At 50.0% G+C, this 14937-nt stretch carries 1 protein-coding gene; it reads left to right on the top strand.

Features of this window, described 5'->3' with window-relative positions; genetic code table 11:
* Positions 1–6: 6 nt before the first annotated feature.
* Positions 7–14937 (top strand): amino acid adenylation domain-containing protein, encoded by a 14931-nt coding sequence (locus ACH32G_RS00715; RefSeq protein WP_448813896.1) that lies wholly within the window; start codon positions 7–9, stop codon positions 14935–14937.

Below are 14937 nucleotides of genomic sequence, written 5' to 3'. Positions count from 1 at the left end.
AGCTCTATGAAAAGTGATATGAAGGCAAGCGGGTTACTCAAGCCATCTGTCAGCTATGGAAAATCATTGCGGCTTTCAGCGGATCAGCCGATGACGATTCCTGAAGTCCTGCATAAAACCGCCGCCGCAGCGAATGATCAAAAGGGCATCACATATATACAGCCTGACGGCACCGAAGTGTATCAGACTTACAGCGGTTTGAAAAAGATCGCTCTTTCGATTGTGAAAGGACTCCGCCAATCAGGCGTGAAAGCCCATGATGAAGTCATTTTACAGCTCAGTGACAATTCTCAGCTGATTCCTGCCTTTTGGGGCTGTGTTTTTTTAGGAGCGATCCCGGTTCCGCTTGCGGCCGCTCCGGCTTATACAGAAATGAACAGCGGGACGCAAAAACTGAAAGACGCTTGGACGCTTTTGAATCAGCCGTATGTCATCACAAGCCGTGAAGTGCTGACGGAGATGACTGAATGGGCGAAGGATCAGGAGCTTTCTGGGTTCTGCGCTTTGGCGGCAGAAGATCTTTCCGCGCATGAAATGGATACAGACTGCCATTATCCCCGTCCGGAAGATCTGGCGATGCTGCTGTTGACCTCGGGAAGCACGGGCACGCCGAAAGCCGTGATGCTCAGCCATGAAAACGTCGTCTGCATGGTCAAAGGAAATATTCAGATGCAAGGCTATACAAGTGAGGATGTCACGTTTAACTGGATGCCTTTTGACCATGTCGGCGGCATCGGAATGCTTCATCTGCGTGATGTTTATCTCGGGTGTGAAGAAATCAACATACCGAGTGAATCCATTTTGATGGACCCTTTAAAATGGCTCGATCTGATTGATCATTACCGTGCTTCGGTCACGTGGGCGCCCAATTTTGCCTTCGGACTCCTCGCCGATTTCGCAGAAGAGATTCAAACGCGGAAATGGGACTTATCCTCCATGCGTTATATGCTGAACGGAGGGGAGGCCGCGGTTGCGAAAGTCGGACGCAGAATTATGGAACTTTTAGAGCCGCACGGTCTGCCGGCTAATGCCATCCGTCCCGCATGGGGAATGTCTGAAACGTCTTCAGGGGTTATTTTCTCAGATGAATTCACGCTGGAAAACACGAGTGATGACGACCGCTTCGTGGAGATCGGTCTGCCGATTCCGGGGTTTAATATGAGAATTGCGGATGACCGCAATCAGGTGGTGGAAGAAGGAGAAATCGGCCGCTTCCAAGTGTCGGGTCTGACTGTGACGAGCGGATATTATGAGCGGCCGGACTTAAATGAGACTGTCTTTACAGAAGACGGCTGGTTTGAAACGGGAGATCTCGGATTTCTGCGGGAAGGCCGTCTGACGATAACGGGCCGCACGAAAGATGCCATCATTATCAACGGTGTGAATTATTACAGCCACGCCATTGAATCAGCCGTTGAGGAATTGCCGGAAATCGAAACGTCATATACAGCGGCATGCGCCGTCCGGCCGAATCAAAGCACGACAGATGAGCTGGCGATTTTCTTTGTGACATCCGTTCCGTTGGATGAGAGCCGCATGACGAAGCTGATTCATCTCATTCACCAGCACGTGACACAGCGAATCGGCGTTACCCCTGATTATCTGCTTCCGGTCGCAAAAGAAGACATTCCTAAGACGGCGATCGGAAAAATCCAGCGCACCCAGCTGAAACATTCATTCGAACAAGGGCAATTTGCTTCATTACATAATAACGGGCAAGAAGACGGCACTTCGAAATCAGCTTCTATAGAGAAAGAAATTGAACGGGATTTTATCCGCTTTCTGAAAGAGGAACTTTCCATCGCGGATGAACTTGTTGATTCAAATACACCGCTTCAAAGTCTTGGCGTCAATTCGATTAAGATGATGAAACTCGCCAGATCAATCGAAAAAACGTATCATATCCGGCTGACGGCAAGAGAGCTGCACAAAAACCCGACGATTGGCGCTTTAGCCGCTTATACTGCTGAAAAATCGGCAAGCATGTCCGCTGACCAACACCCGGCAAAAGCCGAACTGCCGGCAGAACGGGAGAGCAAGCAAACGGCGCCAGCGCTTTCAGAAGTTCAAAAAGGGCTGTGGACATTGCAGAAAATGTCGCCTGAAACGGCTGCATACCATGTCCCGCTCTGTTTCCGATTCACATCAGAAATCGACAAAGAGAAACTGAAACAGGCGTTTCAGCTTGTATTAAAACAGCACCCGATACTCAAAAGCGCCGTAAAGGAAACAGACGGCGGGTTTTATTTCGCAGAAGCGGCTGATCCTTTTGTATTTTCGGAAGAAGATATTTCTGACGTCAATGAATCACAAATATCAACTCTGATACGAAAAAAAGTGAAAGAGCCGTTTGTCAAAGAAGGCGGGCCTTTGCTGCGTGTGCAGCTGCTTTCAAAATCCGTCTCGGAACATTATCTTTTGACGGTCATTCACCATATCGTGTTTGACGGCATTTCATCCATTACATTTATTCACAGTCTGCTGGATCACTATCAGGCGCTGCTGCAGGGAGAAGAATTTACAGCTGGTGCTTCCGTACATTCAGATTACGCGGTTTGGGAAAAGCGGTACTTGGCAAGTGAGGAAAGCAAGAAAGCCCGCGCTTACTGGATGAAACAGCTCGGAGGCGACCTGCCCGATCTTCAGCTTCCGCCGATGCGCACGGACAGCAGTGCTCCGGAGTTTACAGAAGACACGCTGACACGCAGGCTTCCTGAACGGCTGCTGAAGAACGTCACGGCATTTGCCGCAACGCGTTCGATTCATTTGTCCACCGTCATGCTGAGCTGCTACATGGTGCTTTTAAGCAGGTATACGGATAAGGAAGATATTGTGACAGGCATGCCTGCAATGGTCAGACCGGAAGAACGCTTTGACGGGGTGATCGGCCATTTCCTCAACATGCTTCCTATACGGAGCAGAGCCGGACGGAAAGAAACATTTGCTGACTTTGTTCAAAAGGTGCAGGATGCGGTTTTGGATGGACTGGATCACTCATTTTATCCGTTTCCGAAAATGGTGCGTGATGTTCATGCGACACCTCGGCAGAACTGTTCGCCTATTTTCACTAATGCTTTTTTCTATCAGAATTTTTTGCAGCATTCAAGCTATCAATCGATGCTTGATGAATACAAGGAATTCTCCTGTGAGTTTGTAAAAGGCATTCATCAGGAAGGGGAATATGATCTTGTATTTGAAATGTGGGAAGAAGCATCGGGCATGGATCTTACGATTAAATACAGCACTGAATTATTTGATGAAGCCGGGGCAGCCAGACTTTTCAACCAATTTGTACAGGCAGCAGAATCTTTGACGGCAAACGCGGATATGCCGCTTGAGAATGTTTCTCTCATGACAAAAAGCGAGGAGCAAAAGATTTTTAAGACTTGGAATGAGACAAGCCGCGAGTATCCGGATGCCTGCTTCCATGAATTATTCGAACGTCAGGCGGCAGAAACCCCTGATGCCTGTGCAGTTGTGTATGAAAAGCAAAAACTGACATACCGTGAACTTGATGAAAAAAGCACGAAACTGGCGCTCTATTTGCAGGCGCACGGCGCGGGGCCTGATGATCTCATCGGCATTTATACAGATCGTTCATTGCATATGGCTGTCGGCCTTCTCGGCATTTTAAAAGCCGGGGGAGCGTATGTGCCGCTTGATCCTTCTTACCCCGCTGACAGATTGGAATATATGATTGCTGACAGCAGGATCTCAATGTGCCTGACGACAGCTGATTTAGAGCACTCTTTGAACTGGGGAGGCGTGCAGACAGCAGCCATTGACCGCGATTGGTCTGATATTGAAGAGACCGCGGGGGAAAGAATGGCGCTGAAACGGCTGGTGACGCCTGAAGACCTGGCGTATGTCATTTACACGTCGGGCAGCACGGGCAAACCGAAAGGCGTTATGATTCCGCATCGGGCGCTCACCAATTTCTTGATCTCGATGGCGCATGAACCGGGGCTTTCGTCCGAAGATAAACTGCTTGCCGTCACGACATATTGCTTTGACATCGCGGCATTGGAGCTGTACCTTCCCTTAATCACAGGAGCGGAATGCCATATCTGTAAGACAGAAGTCACAAAAGATGCCCGGAAGCTGAAAGAACTGATTAAGGAGTACAAACCGACGATCATGCAGGCGACGCCGTTTACGTGGAAAATGCTCTTTCATTCCGGATGGACAAATGAAGAAAAGGTGAAAATCCTTTGCGGCGGTGAGGCGCTTAGCGAGCAATTGAAGCAGCAGTTTCTCGATACGAAAAGTGAGGCTTGGAATATGTTCGGGCCGACAGAGACGACAATCTGGTCCGCGGTGCAGCGTATAACGGAAAATGAGAGCGCGCTTACGATCGGGCGCCCGATCGCCAACACCCGTGTGTATATGATGGATTCCAACCTCAACCCTGTTTTAGAAGGGGTGCCGGGAGAGCTTTGTATTGCGGGAGACGGATTGGCAAGAGGGTATTTCAACAAGCCTGAGCTGACGGACAAAGCCTTCGTCAGCCACTGGCTGGAACAGGGATCAAAACTTTATAAAACAGGCGATATGGCGCGTTTTCTTCCCGGCGGCCGCATTGAATACATGGGACGGATGGACAGCCAAGTCAAAATTCGCGGCTACCGGATTGAACCCGGAGATATTGAGAGCCGGCTGAATGCCCATCCGGCCGTACAGGAAAGCGTTGTTGTTGTAAACAATCACTCCGGAAATGAAAAGCTTTGCGCATTTTATATCCTGAAAAACGGAGAGAAGCTTCCGTCTTCAAAGGAATTGCGCAGGCATTTGAAACAAGCGCTGCCGGCCTATATGGCGCCAGCTTCCTTTATCCGTCTTGAAGAGCTGCCGCTTACGCCGAACGGAAAAGTTGACCGTAAGCTTCTTGCAGCGCGCGATTTGACAGAGAAAAAGCCGGAAACAAAAACATTTTCTTCATCTCATATTCAGCAGGCGGTGCTTGCGATTTGGCAGGACGTATTAAAAAGCAGTGACATAGCGCTTGATGACCGCTTTTTTGATGCGGGAGGGGATTCGCTCCTTGCCGTAACTGTCACTGACCGGATGTCGCAGGAACTGGATTGTGATTTCAGTGTGACGGAGCTGTTTGAATACGCGACGGTAAAAGACATCAGCCGGTATATCGCTGAACAAAAACCGCAAGAAACCGTTTTTGCATCTGTATCAGAAAAGAAAATGAATGCAGAAAATCGCGAAAACCTGACGGGAAAATTTCCCGATTATTATGAAGAAAGCGTCGCGGTTATCGGTATATCCTGTCAGTTTCCGGGAGCGAAAGACCATTATGAGTTTTGGAATAACATCAAAGAAGGCAAAGAAAGCATCACCTTCTTTTCAAAAGAGGAGCTCCGCCGTTTCGGTGTTTCCGAAGAACTGGCTGATCATCCCGGCTTCGTCCCGGCTAAAGCCGTTTTAGAAGGAAAAGAAATGTTTGATCCGGGTTTCTTCGGCTTTTCACCGAAAGATGCGGAATATATGGATCCTCAGCTGAGAATGCTTTTGCTCCATTCATGGAAGGCGATTGAGGATGCGGGATATGTCTCAACAGACATTCCGGAAACAAGCGTGTATATGTCTGCAAGCGCCAACTCTTACCGCAGCCTGCTGCCGGAGGAGACGACAGCACAGCTGGAAACGCCTGATGGATATGTGTCATGGGTTCTTGCCCAAAGCGGGACGATTCCGACGATGATTTCTCATAAACTCGGATTGAAAGGGCCGAGCTATTTTGTCCATGCCAACTGCTCATCTTCTTTAATCGGTCTGCATTCGGCTTTTCAAAGCCTGCAGTCCGGCGAAGCCAAGTACGCCCTTGTCGGCGGTGCGACCCTTCATACGGAATCAAGTGCCGGGTATGTTCATCAGCCTGGGCTGAATTTTTCAAGCGACGGGCATATTAAAGCGTTTGACGCGGCTGCTGACGGAATGATCGGCGGTGAAGGGGCCGGTGCCGTGCTTTTGAAAAAAGCGTCCGATGCCGTTAGGGACGGCGACCATATTTATGCGCTGCTGCGCGGAATCGGCGTCAATAACGACGGAGCGGATAAGGTCGGATTTTACGCGCCGAGCGTCAAAGGACAGGCTGAGGTCATTCAGAAGGTCATCGATCAGACGGGCATCCATCCTGAAACGATCGCGTACGTTGAAGCTCACGGCACGGGAACAAAACTCGGCGACCCGATCGAACTGTCCGCGCTTCAATCTGTGTACGGCCGATATACAGATAAAAAACAATACTGCGGCATCGGTTCAGTCAAAACAAATCTCGGGCATTTGGATACAGCGGCCGGAATGGCGGGCTGTATCAAGGTTGTCATGAGCTTATATCATCAGGAAATCGCGCCGAGCATCAATTACAAAGAGCCGAATCCTCATCTTCATTTAGAAGACTCTCCGTTTTACGTTGCGGAAGGAAAAAAAGAGTTAACCCGTGAGAACACAGCGCACCGCATGGCTTTAAGCTCTTTCGGGCTTGGCGGAACAAATACACATGCGATTTTTGAAGAATATCCCGAGGTGTCTGAAGCAGCAGAATGGACAGGTCCGTACATTATTCCGTTGTCTGCCAGAAAACAAGACCGTCTGAAGGAGTACGCAAAACGGCTGCTGGCTTTTCTCGATGCAAAAACGGACGCCGATCTTGCGGATATTGCTTACACTTTTCAAGTCGGAAGGGAAGCGATGGAGGAGCGTGCGGCCTTTATCACAAGCGGCGCTGCGGAGCTGAAGCGGCAGCTTGCCGATTTTATCAATGATAAGCCGGCTGTAACAGGCTGCTTCAGGGGAGAAAAACAGCAGGTAAAAGACATCGCATGGCTTTCTGATGATGATGACAGCGCTGAACTCATTGAGAAATGGCTTGCGAAAGGAAAAGGTTCGAAGCTATGTGAAATGTGGAGTAAAGGTGTCGCCATCAATTGGCACAAGCTTTACAAAGACAAGCATCCGAAGCGGATCAGTGTGCCGGTCTACCCGTTTGCAAAGGAACCGTACTGGCCGAAAAAAGCTGAAACGAAAACATCTGCCGCACATACCGGAATCTCAGTTTTACACCCGCTCGTGCAGCAAAATACGTCAGACTTGGCTGTTCAGCGGTTCAGCTCACGGTTTACAGGTTCTGAATTTTTCCTGAAGGATCATGTGGTCAGAGAAAAAGCGGTGCTGCCGGGAGCGGCATATTTGGAAATGTCTTATGAAGCGGTAAAACGGGCGCTTGGCGGTTTATTAAAGGATCAAGACAGAATAACGCTCCATCATACGGTCTGGATGAAACCGATCGTCGTTCACGAACAAGAGCGCCAAGTCCATATTGCGCTGTTTCCTGAAGAAGACGGCATCATCTCGTATGACATTTACAGCGTAAACGCTGACGATGAAGAAGTGCTGCACAGCCAAGGACGGGCTGAAATCAAAAAGGCTGAACAAGATCCTGAGACAGACCTTTCTGCCATACAAAGCAGGTGCACAGCGGACATTCTTGATCCGGCGTCCTTTTACCGGGAAGGCAGGAGCAGGGGGATGTTTCACGGAAAAGCCTTCCAAGGCATTAAGTCCGCCTTTATCGGTGAAAGAGAAGTGCTTTCTGCTATACAGCTTCCGGATTCTGTTTCTCATACGAACGGACAATTTACGCTTCATCCGAGCATCATTGATTCGGCTATTCAGACGGCCACGATCTGCATTATGCAGGAGTTTTCCGGACAAAAGCTGATTCTGCCGTTTGCGCTGGAATATCTTGAAGTCATCAAAGCGTGCACACCGACTATGCGGGCGCATGCATACTTCAGCGAAGGATATCAAACCGGTGATTCCGTGCAGAAAGCCGACATTGACCTGTACGACGAAACAGGAGCGCTTTGCGTGAAGGTGAGAGGCTTCTCTACGAGAGTGCTTGAAGGCGATGCAGAATCGGCTCAGCCATCCGGCTCGGAAAAGGTCTTGTTTACACCGGTGTGGAAAGAAGCTGCGGCATCCGAGAAAGCTTCTGTCCATGCTGATGAGCATTTGATCATTCTTTGTGAAAATGCAGTCCATCTAAAAAATGAAGCGGCATCCGGTCTGAAAGACGCCGAACTGCTGATTGCGGAAGGTGAGGGCGGAACAGCGGCTGAACGCTTCCAAACCTATGCGCAGATGATCGCTGAACACATTCGGCGGATCATGAGCGAAAAAAGGCAGGGCCGCATTCTGATTCAGACCGTTATTTCAGCAGACGGCAGCCAGCAATTGTTTGCCGGATTAACAGGTTTGTTAAAAACAGCCGAGCTGGAATACGGAAAACTTGACTGTCAGCTCATCGAAATAGATTCAATCGGCAAAATACCTGCTGTCGCTCAAAAACTGAAAAACGACAGTCATCGGCCGCATGATAAACAGATCCGTTATAAAGGAGAAAAAAGGTATGTGAAGGCCTGGGAAGAAATGCATCCTCCAGGAAGCGGACCCGTCTGGAAGGACGAAGGCGTATACCTGATTACCGGAGGCGCCGGAAGCTTAGGTTTGATGTTTGCAAAAGAAATCACTGATCGCGTAAAACACCCGAAGATCATTCTGACCGGCCGCTCAAATGTGACAGAAGCCAAGCAGCGTGAAATCGCCATGCTTCAACATGCGGGCGCACATGTCGTCTGGAAAAAGCTGAATGCGGCAGACCGGCGGGAAAATGAGGCGCTGATAAAAGAGATTACGGCGGAATTCGGGGAGCTTAACGGAATTATTCACGCTGCGGGCGTGATACAAGACCGCTTCCTGCTGCAAAAAACGAAGGAAGAATTCCGGGAAGTGCTTGATCCGAAAGTGATCGGCACTGCTTATTTAGATGAAGCCAGCAAAGACTGCAGCCTTGACTTTTTCGTATTGTTCTCCAGTGTTTCCGGCGTTCTCGGCAATATCGGGCAGGCTGATTATGCCGCCGGCAACGCGTTTATGGATGCGTACGCCGCTTACAGGCAGTCCCTTACGGAGAATGGCCTGCGGCACGGAAAAACGGTCGCCTTTAACTGGACACTGTGGAAAGACGGCGGCATGCAGGCGGGAGACGAGACGGAGAGAATGATGAAAAAAGCTTTCGGCATGGTTCCGCTTCAAAAGGCTGCCGGCCTGGCTGCATTCTATGAAGGTCTGGCTCAGGAAAAGCCGCAAGTGTTAGCAGCTGAAGGCTATAAGGCAAAATTAAAACAGACGTTCCTATCCATTTCTGAAGCTGACAAGCAGCAGGAGAAGACGGCAGAGCCTGTATCAGCCGTTTCATCAGGCCAATGGCACGATTCGCTTATCCGAATGGTCAGTTCGATTTTAAAAGTCAGCCAAGACGAGATTGATATCGATACGGAGCTGAGTGAATACGGCTTTGATTCTGTATCATTTACCGTTTTTACGAATCAATTAAATGAGGCGTATCAGCTGGAACTGGCGCCGACGATCTTCTTCGAGCACGGCACGATCCGCAGTTTAGCGGAATATTTGACAGGTGAGGATGCCGGCTCTCCTTCTCAGCCGGAAGAAAAACAAGATGAAGAGGAAGCTCTTCCGATGCTTCATACCGCTTTGACAGACATGGTAAGCGGAATATTAAAAGTCGGCCGTGAGGATATTGAGATTGAGACGGAATTAAGTGAATACGGTTTTGATTCCGTAACGTTCACTGTCTTTACAAATCAATTAAATGAAGCGTATCAGCTGGAGCTGGCGCCGACGATTTTCTTTGAGCACGGCACGATCAGCGGCCTGGCCGGATATTTGGCAAAAGAGCACCCGGGCCGTTTCGGCGAAAAGAAGAAAGAGACGCCGAAAAAAGAGCAGCCAAAAGCCCATAAGCCGAAAACGCAGCGAAGAAAGCGTTTCGCGACGGTAATGCACGCTGCGGCAGAGACAAAAGAACCGCGCCGCTTTGACCCGGTTGCGATTGTCGGAATCAGCGGCCGATTCCCTGGCGCAAAAGATATAGAGGAATTTTGGCGCAATCTGAAAGAAGGAAAAGATTCGATCACAACGATTCCGAAAGACCGCTGGGATTGGGAAGCGTTTGATGGCGACCCGAATCTTGAAGGGAATAAAACGAATATCAAGTGGGGCGGCTTTATCGACGGAATAGCTGAATTTGATCCGCTGTTCTTTGGAATTTCACCGCGGGAAGCCCAATATTTAGATCCGCAGCAGCGGCTGTTATTGACTTATGCGTGGCGGGCGATAGAAGATGCGGGCTGTAAGCCGGAGAGCCTTTCCGGCACAAATACGGGCGTCTTTATCGGAACCGGAAATACCGGTTATAAAGATTTGTTCACAAGAGCAGGTCTTGCGCCGGAAGGACATGCGGCGACAGGCAGCATGATTCCTTCCATAGGTCCGAACCGTCTGAGTTATCTGTTAAATCTTCACGGGCCGAGCGAGCCGATTGAAACAGCATGCTCAAGCTCGCTTGTGGCGATCCATCGGGCGGTATCCGCCATAGAAAACGGAGAATGCGACATGGCGATTGCCGGAGGGATCAACACGATTTTGACGGAAGAAGCGCATATCAGCTACAGCAAAGCAGGCATGCTCAGCAAAGACGGAAAATGCAAAACCTTTTCCAAAGACGCCAACGGGTATGTCAGAGGAGAAGGCGCGGGCATTCTGATGCTGAAGAAATTGACAGATGCCGAACGGGACGGAAATCCGATTTACGGCGTCATCCGCGGGACGGCTGAAAACCATGGCGGCCGGGCGAATACGTTAACCTCGCCGAATCCGAAACTGCAGGCTGATTTATTGGTGAAAGCATATCGGAAAGCGGGAGTGGACCCGAGCACCGTCACGTATATTGAAGCGCACGGTACAGGAACGGAATTGGGTGATCCGATTGAAATAAACGGTTTGAAAGCGGCGTTTCACGAGCTGGCGAAAACAAATCAAGAGCCTGAAGTCTCCGGTCACCGCTGCGGCATCGGTTCGGTCAAAAGCAATATCGGCCATTTAGAGCTTGCCGCGGGAGTATCAGGCGTCATGAAAGTGCTTTTGCAAATGAAGCACAAAACGCTGGTGAAAAGCCTTCATTGCGAGACGATCAATCCTTACATTCAGCTGGATGACAGTCCTTTCTACATCGTGCGGGAAAATCAGGAGTGGACCGCTGCGGAAGATAGAAACGGAAATGCGATTCCGCGCCGGGCCGGGGTCAGCTCATTTGGCATCGGCGGGGTCAACGCCCATATTGTCATTGAAGAGTATGTCCCGAAAGAAACCGCTCAGCCTGAGCACAGCCCGGAAAATCCGGCAATCATCCTTCTGTCAGCCAAATCAAAAGAAAAACTGTTTGAACAGGCGCAGCAGCTGCAAAAAGCGATCCGCCAAACGCCGTATACAGATCAAGACTTGGCGGGCGTCGCTTATACGCTGCAAACCGGAAGGGACGAAATGGAAGAGCGCTTGGCCATTCTTGCAGCGACGATGGCGGAATTGGAAACAAAGCTGGAAGCATTTACGGAAAATGAGAAAAACATCGCCGGACTGTATACCGGCCAGTCCCACCGCAATAAAGATACGTTTGCACTGTTTACGGCGGATGAAGATATGGACATCGTCATTGACGCCTGGATCAGAAAAGGAAAATTCGCCAAGCTGGCAGAGGTATGGGTGAAAGGCGGCGTGTTGAATTGGAACCGGCTGTATGAAAAAGGCACACCGCGTTTACTCAGTCTACCGTCTTATCCGTTCGCGAAAGATACGTATTGGGTGCCTGAGAATCCTGACAAAAATAAGGTCCATACGGAGGAACGGATCAAACGTATTCTGACGAAACAATGGGAACAGAGTCCGCTTGAACTGCGTGAAACGTGCGCACGCCCCGTTGCGATTTTGACCGCCGGGGACACGATCAATCTCGCAGAAGAAATCGCAGCGCATATCCCGAATCACCGTATTATCACCGCATCAGGCTTTACCGGTGAATACGACTGGCAGGCGTTTGACGGAGTCATCGACCTCCTCGGCGCAGCGAAAGAAGATTCTGAAGACATGACCGGTATCAATTGGCTTCAGCAATTGATTGAGCATGGGCATAAAGAAGGGATGACACTGCTTTGTGTCACGAAAGACCTTGAGTCAATAGAAAAAGAGGCCAATCAAATAACAGGAGCAAAACGGGCCGGTCTGTACAGAATGCTGGCGTACGAGTACAGCCATCTGTCATCAAGGCATCTCGATCTTGAAGGAGCGTTTTCGGACGACATATTGGCGAAGCAAATTGCCGATGAGTTTCATGCCCGTACTGATGATGCGGAAGTTTGCCGTAGAGGCGGCGTGCGTTACCGTGCCGTATTGAGAGCCTCAGAAAACATAGAGATGAAAGGCGGGAGAATTGATTTTCCGCACGGCCATGCGCTGCTGATCACCGGGGGCACGAGGGGGATCGGTCTTTTATGCGCACGCCATTTTGCCGAACATTACGGAGTGAAAAAACTGGTGCTTACCGGCCGTGAGACCCTTCCGCCGCGACATGAGTGGACGGGCGGCCTGAATGGGGTGCAGGATTCTGTAAAAGCGAAAATTGATGCCGTTCTCGACTTGGAATCCAAAGGTGTACAAGTGAAGGTATTGTCCGTCCCATTAGCGGATGAAGCCGGACTGAGACAAGAACTGGATCAGATCAAACAGACGCTCGGACCAATCGGCGGGGTTATCCACTGCGCGGGTGTGACTGATAAAGAGACGCTCGCATTCATCAGAAAAACCGATGAGGATATACAGCGTGTGCTCGAGCCGAAAGTAGACGGGCTTCAGGCGTTATACAATGTTCTCAGCGGCGAACCGCTCAAGTTTTTCGTCCTGTTTTCTTCCGTGTCAGCTGCGATACCGGCGCTTTCAGCAGGACAGGCCGATTATGCCATGGCCAATGCGTATATGGATTATTTTGCAAACTCATACAAAGAGCAGCTGCCGATCGTAAGCATTCAGTGGCCGAACTGGAAAGAAACCGGAATGGGCGAAGTAACGAACAAAGCTTATAAGGAGAGCGGGTTATACAGCATCACGAATGCAGAAGGATTACAGCTTCTTGACGGCATACTTCTTGCATCAGCAAGAGGCCCTGTGCTGCCGGCCGTTTTGAATCCTAAGCTGTGGAAACCGGAGCAGTTCATGCGGCAAAGCAGCCAGGATAAGCCGATAAGTCCGGCTGCGGTAAAACCGAATAAAACAGCTGATTCGGCTGCGGACAACGAACAATTAACAAAGAAAACAGAAGAGTGGCTGACGGGATTATTTTCTGAAGAGCTGCGGATTGACCAGGAACAGCTTGAGACAGACGTATTATTCCAAGATTACGGAGTGGACTCCATTATCCTTGCCCAGCTTTTGCAGCGGATCAATCGGAATCTCTCAGCATCGCTTGACCCGTCCATTCTGTATGAATATCCGACGATTCAATCTTTCGCAAATTGGCTTCTCGATGGATATACAGAAGTTTTGTCAGATCTGTTTGATATGACGGCGGGGCCTGTTATGAAGGCGCCGGCTGAGCCGGTAATTGAAACACAAGCTGTTAAGGCGGAGGAAGAGCCGGCCGGAAAACAGATTCACGGGGAAGATATCGCGGTCGTCGGCATGTCCTGCCGGTTTCCGGGGGCGGCTTCCTTAGAGGCGTACTGGTCGCTTTTGGCTGAAGGCCGTTCGGCCGTCCGTCCTGTTCCGGCTGAGCGTTGGGGTTTGAAGACATCTTATTACGCGGGAATGCTTGATGGAATTCATCAATTTGACCCGGATTTCTTTCTGCTGGCTGAAGAGGATGTGAAGGCAATGGACCCTCAAGCTTTGGCCGCTCTGGAAGAATGTCTTAACCTGTGGTATCACGCGGGCTATACGCCGGATGAGATAAAAGGAGAGGCAATTGGTGTGTATCTTGGCGGACGGAGCCGGCACAGACCGGGTGAAGAGAAACTGCTGGACGCGAAAAATCCGATCGTCGCGCTGGGCCAGAACTATTTGGCCGCAAACCTCTCTCAATATTTTGATATGCGCGGCCCGAGTGTTGTCCTCGATACGGCTTGCTCTTCTGCTTTAGTCGGAATGAATATGGCCGTGCAGGCCCTTGCAACAGGAGAAATAAAAGCGGCCGTTGTCGGCGGTGTAAGCCTGTTTGAATCTGAAGAAACCCATAAATTGTTTGAACAGCGCGGCATTTTAAGTGCATCGCAGTCGTTCCATGTATTTGACGAACGCGCCGATGGAGTCGTACTGGGTGAGGGTGTCGGAATGGTTCTTTTAAAAACCGTGTCTCAGGCCGTTAAAGACGGAGATTCCATTTATGCCGTGGTGAAGGCGGCTTCTGTCAATAATGACGGAAGAACGGCGGGGCCGGCTACGCCAAGCCTTGAAGCGCAAAAGGCCGTCATGAAGACAGCTCTTGAAAAAAGCGGAAAACGGCCGGAAGACATCACTCATATTGAAGCGAACGGCTCAGGTACGGTCGTCACTGATCTATTAGAACTGAAGGCCATTCAATCCATCTACCGCACAACAGATGGCGGACCGCTCGGAATCGGATCTGTGAAACCGAACATCGGGCACCCGCTTTGTGCGGAAGGAATTGCAAGTTTCATAAAAGTTGTGCTCATGCTGAAAGAAAAGAGCTTTATCCCGTTTTTATCAGGTGAGCATGAACTTGCACATTTCGACAGAGAAAAGGCCAATATCCAGTTCAGCCGCACTCTGACAGACTGGCCGTCACCAATACCGGCGGCAGGAATAAACTGCTTTGCCGACGGCGGAACAAACGCCCATGTCATTGTGGAAGCGTGGCAGGAAGACGAAGGACGCCGAATCAAGCGCCACCCTTTAACACCCCCTGCATTAAATAAGCGGCTGATTTCGCAGGGCAAAGAAGAAACGAACGAAAAAGCTGCGGCAAACATCTGGGATACCTATGAAGTGGAGGTTTAA

It is taken from the genome of Bacillus sp. CIS52 (assembly GCF_053545315.1).
Note: the sequence above shows the minus strand (reverse complement) of the source record. Positions and strands in the feature narration are given on the sequence as shown.